This is a genomic window from Ectobacillus panaciterrae DSM 19096 (genome assembly GCF_000430785.1).
Taxonomy (GTDB): Bacteria; Bacillota; Bacilli; order Bacillales; family Bacillaceae_G; genus Ectobacillus; species Ectobacillus panaciterrae.
Genome location: NZ_AUMR01000033.1, coordinates 44,673 through 59,874, shown reverse-complemented (window position 1 = coordinate 59,874; position 15,202 = coordinate 44,673). Strand labels below are relative to the sequence as shown.

Sequence of the window (15,202 nt, the reverse complement as noted above, 5' to 3'; positions counted from 1 at the left end):
TGTTGTTTTAGCCAATTGGCTCGACTTCCGTTTCTGTCGGTACATATTGCGAAACGTTTCGCATATTCCAAATCACTTCTTGTTGGCGCAAGCGTAAATGGAATAGCTTCAACGGATCTTGGAATACTTCCGGGTTTGCTCTCATTTCGCTTAATCCATCACGATTTTCTTGAATTTCCAAATGTGTCTCTTCCACCATTTGCTTCAGCATACCAAACGGATCTCTAAAGAAGAGATTGATATCTTCATCCAACGATTTTTCAAACAGGACGAATTGCTCAAAGAACATATGGATGACGGAGTTTATTGCGTCCGTATAGTCCTCGTTCTCTACGTACTTTGTATATTGGTTATACAGCATATTCTTATTTTGCTGCAATCCGCCGAACAGCTTTCCTGCACTTTTTAATAAGAATTGTGCCGGCGTGAAACGCGTTAAAATGTTCATATCGTCTATACGTACTCTTCTGATCATGCGGTCTATATCGCGGCGCCAATCATCCAGTACTCTGAAGTCACATTCCAGCTTCATCTTATCCTCATTATACAAGATATTAAACGTTTCGCTCATTTCATCTAAGTAATTTTGGCTTTGTACAAATTCTTCTTTTATATTGGCAATCCAGTCAAGGATAAATGTAGTGAACTTAGGCAGCGCATTTGCTGTAACATAATCCTGGATGCGATTGTTCATTTCCTCGTTAAGCTCGGTATGGATATTGCGAAAATCGTTGTCTGTATCCAGAATGCCCGAGCAGCTTTTTAATAGCTTAGGAAGCTCTTTCGTGAAATCCTTTGTAATCTCTTCTTTAATGTTGCGGTATGATGCTGTAATCGTATTGATTTTTTCGGTTTCTAAAGCAGTAACATTATTAATGAGCCCATTGAGCTTCACTAATATGTCTTCATTCCACTGGATAGAATCGATTAAGCTATTTTCCACTTCAATGCGCTTCTCCATTACATAAACCAATAGGTTGCGAACAGTGCTTAACACTTGGCTTGTGCGTTGTTCAGCAAGATCACGATTTCCAAATGTTGATTGGATGAACAATGCTAACTCACTAAGCAACTGACTGCTTGTATATGCAGAAGAATACGGGAATACAATTGCGTCCGGAAAATACGGGCGAATACGCGCTCGTACATCCTCCACAATCCGGTTCGTTTCGTCTTCTCTATGAATCGCATCCATTTTATTCAATAAGAAGTGAATAGAGAGGTTTGGTGCATATTCTTGAATATCTAATAGAATATTTCTTTCTCTATCGGTAAACGGTTCATGTGCATTCAACACGAATAATAAGCTGTCCGCATAATGCAAATATTGAAACGTCTCATTTTTCTCTTCCATTTGGCTTGTAAAGCCTGGTGTATCAATTAAGGTAAGAGCATTTTTGTTTAAAAATCTGGATGGAAGCTTGAACTCTACCGCAGCTTTTGTTTCGTATCCAGCTGCTGTTGCATCATAAAATGCATCTAAGCTTTCAAGATGCTGAACACCTTCATCTGTAATTTCTTTTATCTCTGTATGAGTGCCATCGTTAAAGATAACTACATTTGACGTGCTGGCTCCTAGAATTTGCTCTCCTAAAATGGAGTTAATAAAGGAAGATTTCCCATTGCCGCTTATGCCTGCCACAAGCAGATGATTCGTTTGCAAATCCATCAGCTGCTCCATCTGCCATTGCAGCTTATAGCCGATTGGGAATTCATTTTTATATGCCCAAGCCGACACAGCTTCAAATAGCTTAAGACTTCCTTCGAGCCCATTTTCCGTGCCTTTATATTTATACAATAGATGCTCAGCATTATTTAGAAGCAAAGATTCAACAGTAGCTGGGAATACTCCCTCCCACGCCAACACAGCTGCCGATGCAAAAAGAGCGTCATCTCGATTGGCTACTTTTAGCCAATTTGTTAAATGGTTTGGAATAAGCCCTTGGAATTCTTTAATGAAATATTGCCCATTAATTAAACTCAGATATGTTTGCCTGTAAAGGGCAGAAATTTCATCCCATGATGTTTCTGTATATAAATCAATGTTTACTAATAAATCATTAACTGCTTGAAGCCACGGTAAATATAATTCTGTATTTTTATAGCTGTTCCAATGAGAAACGATCATTTCTCTAAAATGAGTTTCATCGACTTTATATACCGTTGCCAAGGATTGAGAAAAATAATCCGGATTTGTCGTTTTTGTAAGCCCTCTGTTAATATAACTGTTTAAAATATGTATCCATGAAGGAGATTCTGTGCGGATTACCTCGTTTACAGCAAGTTCAATCGCGCTTTCCCAATCATTTTGCTCTTCGTAGAACGTGCGTGCCAGGGGCGTAACGTTCGGATAATCCGGATTCAGTGATACTGCCTCTTTAATAACGCGGAATGCATGATCAATACGTTCTTGTTCCAAATACAGCGAAAACAACTGTAAAGCAATTTCTGCCGTAAGAGCCGCAGATTCTGTTGTCACAGAAGTATAAATCTCTTCCGCTTTTGATAAGAGACCTAATTGAAAATAGGAATCTGCAATATTTTTTTGCGCCCAAGGCTCGAGTTCTCCTTTAATCTTTTCCCATTTAAAGATAGCAGCTTCGTAATCTTTATAACGATAATACATCTCACCTTGTCCAAATCGAATGTTAGACAGGTTTTCTGATTCTAATTCTGTCTCGTTAAAATACGCTTCCCCTAACACTTGAATAGGGTGATTCGTTTCATGCTCGCTCATAAATGTTTCATAAAACGTTTTATCAATCAATAGTTTCTCTAAAGTCATATTCTCACCCACTATATATTTCTAAATATTTTTTATACACTCTTAAGATTCTATATGTTTCGACACATAAACATTAGTTTTCATCGACTATTCTATTATTTTAGCAGGAAAATTTCACAAAAAAGATTTCAATTTGATTTCAATTTAAAAACAAACGTATGTATAGTTATGTTTTTATTATTAATTTCCTGTTATAAACTGAAATTCTCCAAACTCTTATCCATCATTTCTTGATTGATGCCTATATACTTTAACGTAATACTTGGATGAGAATGATTTAAGATATTTTGCAATAAAGCAATGTCCTGATACATCTGATAATGCCAATATCCGAACGTTTTTCTGCATGTGTGAGAGCCGATATTTTCCAAACCGATCTCTTTCGCAGCTGATTTTAAAATTTTATAAGCCTGTACACGCTGCAGCGGCAAATCAGTTTTGTTAGAAGGAAATAAATATTCTTCGTCCTCCATAAATCTTGTATACTCCAAAACAGTTCTGCGCAAATCTAAGTTTAATAGAAAGCGTTTGAACTTTTTCGTTTTTTCTTCCTTTAGCTCAATATGTGTTTGATTGCGTACATCTCTTACTCTAAGCTTCAGCAAATCTGAAATACGGAGACCTGTGTTAATGCCCATTACGAATAAAAACCAATTTCGTTCAGACTGCTGCCTTAACACCGTCTTCATCTGTTCGATCATATATTTATCGCGAATCGGTTCAACGACCTTCATTCCTTCGCTAATAATGGCGCGGTAATCAGACTTGATACTTCTCTTCTCAGCGTGAATCGTTTTTTTCTTATTTAATTCCAAAATCCGTTTATGCAATTCCCGTTCGCCGTATTTCTCTATTAAATATATGTGCTCTCCGTCTGTTAAAGAAACATACGCTGCGTATAATTTTTTCTCCATATACACTCCTTTTATTTACTTTTATTGGATGAAACATAAACGCAATATGTTTCATTCATGTATTTTCCATATATTCATTTTTTCTTATTTTACAAGCTTTCATTTCATTTTCATAATGAAACAAAATATATCTTTTGTTTCATGGTATATTTTACATGTTTCTTCTCGAAAGTGAAAGGAAAATATTTTAGAATGCACGCATAACAGGTTGTTTTCACTTCCTTTTTCCTCCAACACTATCAAAAGCTTCAAAATCCTCACAGTGATGAATAATGATTTTTGAGTGTTTACGTATTGGTTTTGTAGTTATCGTCAAAATATAAGGATTCTGAGCATTCATTTTCTTTCCGATAAAAATATTATGTAAACCAAGCAAGGAACTGGCTGCGTTCATAACGATCCAAAAGCCATGGGCCTAATAAATGATACCGAAATTAATGTAATATATTGAAACAAGCAGTCCTGTTATGTACAACAAGACTGTTTGTTTATATTTGGAATAAGCCATCTACAAACGTAATTTCGTACATATAATAAATCCCGTATACCACGCTGAGGACAGCGGCGGCTCTTGCCGCAAACGTTTGAAATGTTCGCCCAGATACAAACCAGACAAACGGCAATCCAAGAACTGTTGTAAATAACAGCATGCCAAGAATGGTTCCTGCTCCGAAAATGAGAATAAAACTTAATGCAGCGATTGTGCTTGTTACGGTTGTTAAGGCGAGAAGAACCATCGCCGCACTTCCTGCCAATCCGTGAATTGCGCCAATGATGAAGGACTTGATATGGAATTTTTTAGTTTCTCGCTGATGAGAATGAACGTGGATAGTGGAACGGAATCCTGAAACACCTAAGAAAATAAGCATAATGCCCACAAAAAATTCTAATGAGAGGGCGTATGTTCTGAAATCTGCCGCTTCAGCAAGATAACAACCATCCCCACCAGAAACAGGACAACTGTATGTCCTAATCCCCAAAATATGCCGGTTAAAGAAGCTAAGGAAAGCTTTCTCGTTCTGCTGGCAATTGTCGAAACGGCAATCATATGATCCGGTTCAGTTGCGTGCTTGATCCCTAAAACAAACCCTAACAATAATATGGATAAAAGGTTATCTTGTATCATACATAATCCTCCCCGCTCTAGTATTTCCGCAGGCATAGCGGTGACTGCATTCGTTTGCTTCGGATGAAATCGATGCATGCCTGAAAAATGTGTTCAATGACAGGTGTGTTATGTGCCAAAATCCGAATTACTGCTCCTTTTATTTTGGTTGCAGACATACCAACTCGAACTTGATGGGCGTATTCTGTCAGTATCTCTTCTAATTCGTTCATCCAAAGCTGCGAAAAATCCGGATGCAAAATCAGCAAGGAGCCGAAGTGCGTATATCCTTCCATTTGCAGAATAGAAGATACATCCTGATCGTGCGGTTTTAAAAATAAATGATCGAATAACTGCAGCTTTCCCTCTTCATAAATTTTCAGCTTGGAACGAATCCAATCATAGCGAAAATACTTCCTGCTCTTTGCCCATCCGGGTGTTATAATATCGCTGTATATCAAGCTTGCGCCTTTTTCCATATGAACTGTGGTTTCCTGCAAAAAACGCGCTCCTTCATACGCGATTAAAGGATCGGGTAAATATTCAAGAACACTTCCGCTTTTCAAAGAAATAGTAGTATACTGACAGACTGGTTCGCGTGGAGTTTTGTATACTTTAGTAGAAGATTGCGTTGTTACTGTCAATTCGGCACTTTCTTCCAAAGCAATATTCGTATGATAGCGATCTCCGTCTACATATCCGCCTCCAACATGTATACAATACACAGTCGGATGCGAGGCATCCAAATAGACCGGCCGTGTAATTTTAAATGCCCCTTGAAATTGACGATCTGTTAAAATGGTACGCTCTCTTTTTACGGCCGCTTGTATATGCAGTGCTCCTGTCCAATTCATATCTTACAGCCCGACAAGCAGCACTTGTTTTTTAATCCATTGCACCACTTCGTCCAAACCGGTTCCATCCTTTAAATTCGTAAAGAAGAAAGGTTTATTGCCGCGCGCCGCTTTTGTATCGCGTTCCATTACCTCCAGACTTGCGCCGACATACGGTGCGAGGTCGGTTTTGTTTATAATGAACAAATCCGATTTGATCATGCCTTGCCCTCCCTTGCGAGGGATCTTCTCTCCCTGCGCCACGTCTATGATATAGATGGAGAAATCCACAAGCTCCGGACTGAAAGTAGCGGCTAAATTATCACCTCCGCTTTCTACAAAAATAATATCTAAGTCCGGATGAAGCTCTTTCAGCTCATCGATAGCTGAAAAATTCATAGAAGCATCTTCTCGAATTGCCGTGTGAGGACATCCTCCTGTTTCCACGCCAATAATACGCTCTTCCTGCAATACACTGTTTCGAATTAAAAACAAAGCATCTTCCTTTGTATAAATATCATTCGTCACAACCGCCATACTCAGCTCCTTATGCATGGCTCTCGTCAGTTTTTCTACAAGCATTGTTTTTCCGGCACCAACCGGACCTCCGATTCCGATACGAACAGGTTCCATATCAAGTCGACTTCCCATAATCAGGAAGCCTCCCTCCCTTCTTCATCGTTTTATAAGAAGTTTCACTTACGACATAAACAATCTGACAGGCAATTGTTCATGCCGCATTTGTGCTATTTCTAACCCTGGTGCATTCATGCCTAACTCACCCTCGCTTGCATGCCGGATCATTTCGACTGTCTCTTGGACAAGAGGGTGCATAGAAACGAGCAGCCTTTGCCCATCCGTTTGCCCGAGCGGAATAGCCCGGACAGCATTTTGTACAAGCGATTGTACGGCAGCGTATAAATAAGCTGCAATTGCTTTTTCCCAATGTATACCCAGTTCATTACAAATCAACATAAAGGCTATTGCCGCATGCCCTGACAGCTCTTTTCTTCTAATGAATTGTTCATATTCCATCAATATTGGACAATCATAAAGTTGGTTGCACAGCTTCACCATACGTTCGCCAATTCGGCGGTTTCCTTCCCTTGTTTCTTTTGCCAAAGAAAGAGAAGATAATACGACGTCCAGCTCCCATAATTTCTCTGTACAATCATGTTGCATATATTCATAGACAAGACGGCAGGCCAAGCCGTCGGTATAAGTAAGCTGGGTTTTCACATATGTTCCTAAAGCATGTGTAAACGTTTTGGGATCATGAATTTTTTGTTCATATATATAAGTTTCCAGACCGAACGAATGAGAAAATGCTCCTGACGGAAAGTTCGAGTCGCATATTTGCAGCAAAGACAGCAGTTGATTAGTCATGACTATGACCAATATGACGGAAGGCTTGCTTCACCTTTCTCTCTTCTCTTCGGTATGGAATACCTGTTTGTTGAAGAAGCTCCTCCACTAAATAATCATATTGAACAAGCATTTCATTTCTTTCAAATTGAGCAGGAAGGTGCCTATTTCCGAGCTGATGCGCAATCTCACCCATCTGTTGGATGGATTGCGGACAAATGACTAATAAATCATCTGCCAATACACTGATGACAATCATGTTTTTGTCATCCATGTATAGAATATCTCCATCTTTCAAATCAGTCGCCGTGCGCAGACGAATCCCGATTTCCCTGCCGTGATCTGTTGTTACGCGCTGGATACGCTTTACGAGATCGCCGCTTTCTAGGTATACTCTTTCACTGTGAGGAGCTAAATTATCGGATGTTTCAATGTTTCCCATTACCTTTTCAATAATCATATATTCTCACCTCAAAATAAGAAATATCGTTGCGCCATCGGTACAACATCGACCGGCTCGCACGTAATCAGCGTCCCATCCACCTTCACCTCATATGTTTGCGGGTCAACATCTATATGGGGCATTTCACCGTTATAAATCATTTGATCTTTGCTCAATGTTCGGATACCGCTGACAGGCTGTATCATTTTTTGCAAACCGAGCCTTTTTGGCACACGCCCTTCAAAGGCAGCTTGTGAAATAAAAGTAATGGATGTTTGAGATAATGCTTTTCCAAAGCTTGCAAACATCGGACGGTACAACACAGGCTGCGGTGTTGGGATAGATGCATTTGGATCTCCCATAATGCTGTGTGCAATCATGCCGCCTTTTAATATAAGATCAGGCTTCACTCCAAAAAACGCAGGATCCCATACAACTAAATCCGCAAGCTTGCCGACTTCTACCGACCCTACAAATCGGGAGATGCCGTGAGTAATAGCAGGATTGATCGTATATTTTGCTATATAGCGTTTTACGCGAAAATTATCCCCATTCCCTCTTTCTTCAGATAATCGCCCCCTTTGCTTTTTCATCTTGTCTGCAGTTTGCCAAGTGCGGGAAATGACTTCCCCTACACGCCCCATTGCCTGTGAATCAGAGCTTATCATGCTGAAAACACCTAAATCATGAAGAATATCCTCTGCTGCGATTGTTTCTTTTCGTATACGCGAATCTGCAAAAGCGATATCCTCAGGAACGGCAGGATCTAAGTGGTGGCAAACCATAAGCATATCTAAATGCTCATCGAGTGTATTCACTGTATAAGGACGTGTCGGATTCGTGGAAGACGGTAAAATGTTCGAAAAGCTTGCGGCTTTAATAATATCCGGCGCGTGTCCGCCCCCCGCTCCTTCCGTATGATAAGTATGGATGATACGCCCGTTTATAGCTGCCAGTGTATCTTCGACAAATCCTCCTTCATTTAAGGTATCTGTATGTATGGCAACTTGAACATCATATTGGTCAGCAACTTGCAAGCACGTATCGATGGCTGCCGCAGTCGTTCCCCAATCCTCATGAAGCTTTAGGCCTATAGCCCCTGCCGCGATTTGCTCTGCAAGAGCATCCTTTGAAGAAGTATTTCCCTTTCCTAAAAAACCGAGATTCATAGGAAATGCTTCTGCCGCTTCGAGCATGCGGTGTATATTCCACTCTCCAGGCGTACATGTTGTAGCATTTGTGCCAGTCGCTGGTCCCGTTCCTCCTCCAATCATGGTGGTAACACCGGAAGAGAGCGCTGTTTCGATTTGCTGCGGACATATGAAATGAATATGACAATCCACTCCTCCGGCAGTTACAATCATTCCTTCCGCCGCAATGATCTCTGTAGCAGCGCCGATTGTAATATTCACACCGTCCATCAACAGCGGATTTCCAGCCTTGCCTATTGCTGCGATATGACCGTCTTTTATGCCGATATCCGCTTTATAGATTCCGGTATAATCTACGATAATTGCATTTGTAAGAACGAGATCCATTGCTTCCTCCCGCTTCGCAAGCGGATGCTGTCCCATACCGTCCCGAATGACCTTTCCGCCGCCGAATTTCACCTCATCGCCGTACACGGTATAGTCTTTTTCGATTTCAATAAATAACTCCGTATCCGCAAGACGAACAGAGTCCCCAGTTGTCGGACCGAACATGTCTGCATATTGCTGTCGTGACATACGAAAACTCATTCTCCCTCCTCCTTATCTAACGGTCCGTTTACTTTTTGATTCAAACCATAAACGTGCCGCATTCCCGAAAACGGAACGAGCTTCACTTCTTTTTCATCCCCCGGCTCAAAGCGAACAGCTGTTCCTGCTGGTATATTTAAACGCATACCGTATGCCAGCTTTCGCTCGAATTCAAGCGCATTGTTTATTTCGTAAAAGTGAAAATGCGAGCCCACCTGTATCGGTCTGTCTCCTCGATTCACAACAAATAATGTTTCGGCTTTTCTATCAGCGTTACAAAGAATAGGCGCTGCTTGTAAGCGGTATTCACCCGGTATCAATATAATTCCCCCAGTTATTGAATAGGTTCGTGGACTGTCACAAGCTTTGTTCCGTCTGGAAAGGTAGCTTCAACTTGAATGTCCGGTATCATGTCAGCTATTCCTTCCATAACATCTTCTCTTGTTAAAATGGAAGTGCCGTAACGCATGAGATCGGTGACAGACCTCCCATCTCTTGCTCCTTCCAATATTTCATATGTAAGCAGCGCAATTGCTTCCGGATAATTGAGTTTCACGCCCCTGTCCTTGCGCCGGCGCGCTAAATCTGCCGCTACAACGATAAGCAACTTTTCTTGCTCTCGTGCTGTGAGTCGCATTCTGATTCTCCTTTCCTATAAAATTAGATATCCCTTCGCATCTTCCTTACTTATGGATGAAGCTTGTCCTTTTGCTGCAATTTCCCCCTGATCTAAAACATAGTAGTGTTCGGCGCATTCAAATGCTAAAGCCAGCGGGAAGCTTTTCTACTTTTATGCCCCCTCACAAACCTAACATATTATGTAATATTTTCTAACATATACCTTTAGGGTTAATTATATACAATTTTCTGATAATTACAACCTATTTTCTCTTTATTTCTATTGAAATTGATGAAAGCGTTGACAAAAAAGTGGGACATACCGAATGCCTTTCAACGTGGAATTTAACCGAGGATATCCTATTGACAGCGTCAGAAAACCAAAAGGGCAACGCGCCAATTGTGACGCATTGCCCCTTTTTACATATACTGCTTTTTTCTTAGTTCATTTCTAACGATTACAGCCTTAATCATAAAGTAACTTACCTCATCAGAAAGCTGTTCTTTAATAGGCTTTAAACGCTCAGATCCAATTTGCGCTATAACCTCTTCGATTGCAGCTTCATATTGCGGGACAATAATCTTTTCCCAGATTACTTCAAGCCCTTCAGACCCGCACTGCAAAATATGATTCTCAATCGTGATAAGAGATAAGTCGCGTTCTTTGGCGATTTCTTGTAAAGAATATCCTTGCTTATACAGCTCATATGTTACGAGATGAGACGCTTCTTTCCGTTCTTTTTGCTTTGGCACCTTAATTTCTGTAGGGGGGTCCAAATCTGGATGTTCTTGTACGTATGCGTGAATGAGACTCGTAAAACGCTCGCCGTAGCGCTGCTGCTTTTGCAGACCCACTCCTTTTACATTAAGCAGTACTTCTGCTGTTTGCGGAAGCTTCACGCACATATCCCGCAGCGTTTGATCAGAGAAAATAACGAATGGCGGCACATTCTCTTCGGAGGCAATTTCTTTTCTCAGCTCCCGCAGTCTTTCAAATAATTCGTCGTTTGCTGCAACTTGAATTACTTCAATTTGTTCCTTGCGCATGACGTGCTCTTTTCCAAGCAGCACTTCTTTCCCTTTATTCGCCACGTACAGAACTGGATATTGCCCGCCTGTAATACCGATATACTGTTCCGATGTCAGAAAATCAATAAAATCCATCACGTCTTTTGCAGATTTCTGCTTTAAAATACCGTATGTGGAAAGTTCATGAAACCTCATATCCAGCACTTTTTTGTTTGAAGAACCTGTAAGTACTTGGCTAATAATTGTCTTTCCGAATCTTTCTCCCATGCGAATCATACAAGATAATACCATTTGCGCTTCTCTTGTAACGTCAACCGAAACACGATCATCTGCACAATTGCTGCAGCGGCCGCATGGAGTTGGATGCTCTTCTCCGAAATATTGCAGAATGAAAGCCTGCAGGCAGCCTTCCGTATAGCAGTAGTCTTTCATTTGATTAAGCTTTTGCAATTCTTGGTTCTTTCGAGCTTCATGATGGGATTGCTCGATTAAATATCTTTGAACTTGAATGTCCTGCGCTGTAAAGAGCAGAATACATTCGCTATCTAAACCGTCACGCCCGGCTCTGCCCGCTTCTTGATAATAGCTCTCCATATTTTTCGGGAGCTGATAATGAATAACATACCGAACGTTGGATTTGTCAATTCCCATACCAAAGGCGTTTGTTGCGACCATTACAGTTATATCATCCTGCAAGAACAAGTCCTGCTGCGCAGAACGTTCATGATCGCTCATTCCTGCGTGATATCGTCCTGTTTGTATGCCTTGCTTTTGTAAGTATTCATATAAATGGTCCACTTCTTTTCGTGTCGCAGCATAAATAATGCCCGCCTCGTTTTTGTTTCTCATAACATACTGCTTTAGATATTCCAGACGATTTTGTCCCTTTACCATTTTAAATGACAAATTCGTTCTCTCAAACCCTGTCACAATAGCGCTTTCTGCTGGAATATCCAGCAAAAAACAAATATCTTCTCTTACTTGGGGAGTTGCTGTAGCTGTCAACGCTATCACAGCCGGTTTCTTGGGAAACTGCTCTAATAGACTATGAATTCTTAAATAGCTTGGACGAAAATCATGCCCCCATTGCGAGATACAATGCGCCTCGTCTACAGCTACTAAGGAAACAGGCAAGCTTTGCAGCTGTTCCATAAATTGCGGAGAGTCCATGCGCTCTGGCGCTATATACAGAATTTTGTACTCACCGTACTGTAGATCGGATAAACGCTGCCTTACTTCTTGTGCTGATAAAGTGCTGTTTAAAAATGTGGCAGGAATCCCCACCTGCCACAGCGCATCCACCTGATCTTTCATAAGAGATATAAGGGGAGAAATCACGAGGGTTATCCCGGGAAGTATAAGCGCGGGGATTTGGTAACAAATTGATTTACCGCCTCCAGTCGGCATAATGCCTGCAGTGTTTTGGCCTGATAATACACGTTTAATAATTTCTTCTTGGCCGGTGCGAAACGATTCGTAACCGAAGTATTGCTGCAGATAGTTTTTGGCTTGTGTGAACAAGTTGTCCTCCTCCTTTCATACAACACTTATTATAACATCATTGTGAAGAGAGTTCCTGTAAGATTCTCATAAGAGCTGCACCGTATATGAAATCTAATATTAACAGATGTTTTACAATGACTCAGCAAACATCTGTTAATATGATAGATGTATTTACCGCCTCTCCCTTTAAAATGTAAATGCCATAAACAGCAGAAAGGAGCTTATATGAGAAAAGCACGAATGTTTTCCCCTGATTCAGAACTAGATATACATCGTGAAAACCAAGAACAGCAACTGATGGAATCTTTATTCCAAACAACCTTCTCCTTCACTCCCTCATCAGAAAATACCCTGTATATCCTGCATACAGGACCGACAAACTCAGGAAAAACGTATCAAGCCTTGCAGAGATTGAAAGAAACAGATAACGGTCTTTACATGGCACCTCTCCGTCTTCTTGCTTTGGAAATTTTTCACACACTAAACGAAGAAAGGGCTGCCTGTCACCTAAAAACGGGTGAAGAAGAACGCTTTGTGAACGGTGCCCGCATTACATCTTGCACAATAGAAGTTGCAAACTTAGAACGAGCTTATGAAATTGCTGTCATTGACGAAGCGCAGCTCATTGCAGACCGTGACAGAGGATTTTCATGGTACCAGGCTATTACTAAAATTAAAGCTCGAGAGGTTCATATTATTTCAGCATCGTCTGCAGTAAATCTGCTGTTACATTTGCTTAAAGGAAAACATGTGCAAGTGAAAGAATATGAAAGATCAGTACCTCTTTGCGTAGAGAAAAAACGTTTTAGACTTAAAGATACGCAGACTGGCGATGCACTTATCGTTTTTTCGCGCAATCGCGTACTCCAAACCGCTGCATTTTTGGAGCAGCAAGGACATAAAGCCAGTGTGGTATATGGCAGTATGCCGCCTGAAACGAGGTAATTGCAAATCAATAATTTTTTAGAAGGCCGAACGCAAGTAATCGTCAGCACTGATGCGATTGGAATGGGATTAAATTTACCGATTAAGCGCGTTGTATTTCTTGAAATGACGAAGTTTGACGGCACAAGAAGAAGATTCCTAACCAATCAAGAAATAAAGCAAATCGGCGGACGTGCCGGCCGTAAAGGTTTATATAACATTGGTCTAGTTTCCTCGACAGTTCAGAGCCCTAAACAGCTTGAACAAGCATTATCTGCAGAAGACCCGCCCATTCATCATCTAACCATTAAACCTACCGTGCAAATTTTAGCGGAGTATGCCCGCTTTTCGAAAGATTTAGCAGGCTTCTTTCAAATTTGGAAAAACTATACGCCCCCCAAAGGTATGTTTAAAGCAAAATTAACACAAGAAAGAGCTTTATATGGATTAATTAAAGGAACTCCTGTTGCGGAAAAATTCAGCCTTCCTGATCTCTACCGATATATCTCCATGCCCTTTTCCTACCAAGAAACAGAACTGCAGCAGCAATGGAGGGAAACTCTTCGTGCTATAGCCAATCATAAAGCACTTCCGGAGCCTGTCCTTTCGGGCAATGAGCTTCATCAATTAGAGCTCAATTACAAAAAGATTGGGCTGCACTTGTTATTTCTGTATTCCTTGCACCTTCGAAAAGAAACATTTATATGGGAAAAAGAACGTCAAATTGCTTCTGGGCACATTCAAGATTATTTACAAAGCAATCTTGCTCTTCATATTAAAAAATGTAAATATTGCAACAAAAAATTATCATGGGACTACCCTCACAGCATGTGCAATTCCTGTTACCAGGATCAGTATTTTTACGAATATTAAATAAAAAAAGAAGAGCTGTTAATCAGCTCTTCTTTTTCGTTTAATAGGTCGAACCTACACTAGCAAATGCAATAATCCCTTCCTTGTCACTCAGCTCAAGCTGCAAACGAGCGGAAAATGGATCGACGCCCCGTTCGTCAAGCCATAGACGAAGCGCTTCAATCAGGTTGGCTTGAATGAGAATCTGCGTGCAGCCGTTCACTTCTACCTCTGCGGAATATCCGTAATCATCGTCATACATCAATTCCACAAGTACGTCCGCTGGTGATACTTGTTTTTTATCGGCAGCGTATACACATAGGGCATTTATGATTTCTTGCTCTGGAATTTTTATCGTCTCCATGCTTCATGCGCCTCACGCTGACGTTGTTTTTTGTAGGATTTAAATATCTTACGAATCATCATGATGATTCCGACAAATAATAACATGTTAACCATAAACGCTAACACAGATCCAATTGGACCAAGGCTTGCGAACAAGCTTCCCATTAATAAGCCGCCAAGACCGCCAAGCAATAATCCTTTTGCGAAGCTTCCTACTTTACTTTTGGAAGCGGGTTTCGCTGAAACAGACGGCTTTGTGTCAGGGGTAGTTTGCTTGATATTAGAGTTTTCGCTCTTATTTGGTGTAACCGTTTGATTTTGGCTAGGCGTATAAGATCGCTTGCCTGATTTATATCCTTTCGCTGCAGCGTGCTCTACTGAAATGAAACTTAATGCTGCAAATGTTAATGTAAAAGCAGTAATAATGGTCATTATTTTTTTACGCATGTCTGAAAGTCTCCTTCTATAAAGTTAGTTTATTTGCTGATACAATTCATGTGGTTTTTACATCCTTAAGCTTGTCCACCTCTACTTTAGAGTCGTAAAAAGAAATTAATTTCAAGTTCTTATGAACCTATTATATGAACTTATTGTTTAAAAATCAAGTATTATTATAATAATAGGTTCCTATATTTGCTTCTAGTCAATTATGCTCCGTGTGCCGCTATGAACCACCCCACTTCAAGCTATGCTAAGTAGGAGTGGTTCAAAAAGGCTCAATTGACTTTTAAATACACAACTACTAAGA

Annotated in this window: 16 protein-coding genes; 2 read left to right on the top strand and 14 right to left on the bottom strand. The window is 40.6% G+C overall.

The genetic code is table 11. From position 1 onward, the window contains the following. Positions 1–7: 7 nt before the first annotated feature. From H540_RS0110095 to recQ, 12 genes are all read right to left on the bottom strand, one after another. Complete coding sequence (locus H540_RS0110095; protein WP_028400548.1) at positions 8–2,785, bottom strand: dynamin family protein; 2,778 nt, start codon at positions 2,783–2,785, stop codon at positions 8–10. Positions 2,786–2,976: 191 nt separating this feature from the next. Continuing rightward, a complete protein-coding gene (locus tag H540_RS0110090) occupies positions 2,977–3,519 on the bottom strand; it encodes a site-specific integrase (protein WP_028400547.1) in 543 nt (180 codons plus the stop codon). 668 nt (positions 3,520–4,187) lie between these two features. Further along, entirely contained in the window at positions 4,188–4,568 is a 381-nt protein-coding gene (locus H540_RS35375; protein WP_425388097.1) for a hypothetical protein, read from the bottom strand. A 17-nt stretch (positions 4,569–4,585) separates the two neighbouring features. Then, the gene (locus tag H540_RS35370; protein ID WP_342666037.1) at positions 4,586–4,825 is read right to left on the bottom strand and encodes a HoxN/HupN/NixA family nickel/cobalt transporter; all 240 of its coding nucleotides are present in this window, start codon (positions 4,823–4,825) and stop codon (positions 4,586–4,588) included. Between the two features lie 17 nt (positions 4,826–4,842). After that, complete coding sequence (locus H540_RS0110080; protein WP_028400546.1) at positions 4,843–5,658, bottom strand: urease accessory protein UreD; 816 nt, start codon at positions 5,656–5,658, stop codon at positions 4,843–4,845. Between the two features lie 3 nt (positions 5,659–5,661). After that, entirely contained in the window at positions 5,662–6,270 is a 609-nt protein-coding gene (gene ureG / locus H540_RS0110075; protein ID WP_028400545.1) for an urease accessory protein UreG, read from the bottom strand. 66 nt (positions 6,271–6,336) lie between these two features. Next, positions 6,337–7,023 carry an urease accessory protein UreF gene (locus H540_RS0110070; RefSeq protein ID WP_028400544.1) on the bottom strand — a complete coding sequence of 229 codons (687 nt, stop codon included), beginning with the start codon at positions 7,021–7,023 and terminating at the stop codon, positions 6,337–6,339. Next, the gene (gene ureE, locus H540_RS0110065) at positions 7,016–7,462 is read right to left on the bottom strand and encodes an urease accessory protein UreE (protein WP_028400543.1); all 447 of its coding nucleotides are present in this window, start codon (positions 7,460–7,462) and stop codon (positions 7,016–7,018) included. The genes H540_RS0110070 and ureE overlap by 8 nt, the downstream gene beginning before the upstream one ends. Positions 7,463–7,473: 11 nt before the next feature. Next, a complete protein-coding gene (gene ureC, locus H540_RS0110060; protein ID WP_028400542.1) occupies positions 7,474–9,183 on the bottom strand; it encodes an urease subunit alpha in 1,710 nt (569 codons plus the stop codon). Continuing rightward, positions 9,180–9,503 (bottom strand): urease subunit beta, encoded by a 324-nt coding sequence (locus tag H540_RS0110055; protein WP_028400541.1) that lies wholly within the window; start codon positions 9,501–9,503, stop codon positions 9,180–9,182. Before H540_RS0110055 ends, ureC begins: the two co-directional genes overlap by 4 nt. Positions 9,504–9,517: 14 nt before the next feature. Continuing rightward, the gene (locus H540_RS0110050) at positions 9,518–9,820 is read right to left on the bottom strand and encodes an urease subunit gamma (protein WP_028400540.1); all 303 of its coding nucleotides are present in this window, start codon (positions 9,818–9,820) and stop codon (positions 9,518–9,520) included. Positions 9,821–10,221: 401 nt separating this feature from the next. Next, positions 10,222–12,351, bottom strand: coding sequence for a DNA helicase RecQ (gene recQ, locus H540_RS0110045; RefSeq protein WP_028400539.1), 2,130 nt, complete (start codon positions 12,349–12,351; stop codon positions 10,222–10,224). A gap of 207 nt (positions 12,352–12,558) precedes the next feature. Between recQ and H540_RS31380 the strand changes: the two genes are divergently transcribed. Beyond that, positions 12,559–13,278, top strand: a complete 720-nt coding sequence (locus H540_RS31380; protein ID WP_028400538.1) for a DEAD/DEAH box helicase — start codon at positions 12,559–12,561, stop codon at positions 13,276–13,278. Continuing rightward, the gene (locus H540_RS31375) at positions 13,279–14,130 is read left to right on the top strand and encodes a helicase-related protein (RefSeq protein ID WP_028400537.1); all 852 of its coding nucleotides are present in this window, start codon (positions 13,279–13,281) and stop codon (positions 14,128–14,130) included. Positions 14,131–14,170: 40 nt separating this feature from the next. On the opposite strand, the gene H540_RS0110030 is transcribed toward H540_RS31375, so the two are convergent. Both H540_RS0110030 and H540_RS0110025 read right to left on the bottom strand, forming a co-directional pair. Further along, on the bottom strand, positions 14,171–14,473 hold the full coding sequence (locus tag H540_RS0110030) for a YxcD family protein (RefSeq protein ID WP_028400536.1): 303 nt from the start codon (positions 14,471–14,473) through the stop codon (positions 14,171–14,173). Further along, positions 14,461–14,901 (bottom strand): hypothetical protein, encoded by a 441-nt coding sequence (locus H540_RS0110025; protein WP_028400535.1) that lies wholly within the window; start codon positions 14,899–14,901, stop codon positions 14,461–14,463. Before H540_RS0110025 ends, H540_RS0110030 begins: the two co-directional genes overlap by 13 nt. Between the last annotated feature and the right edge of the window lie 301 nt (positions 14,902–15,202).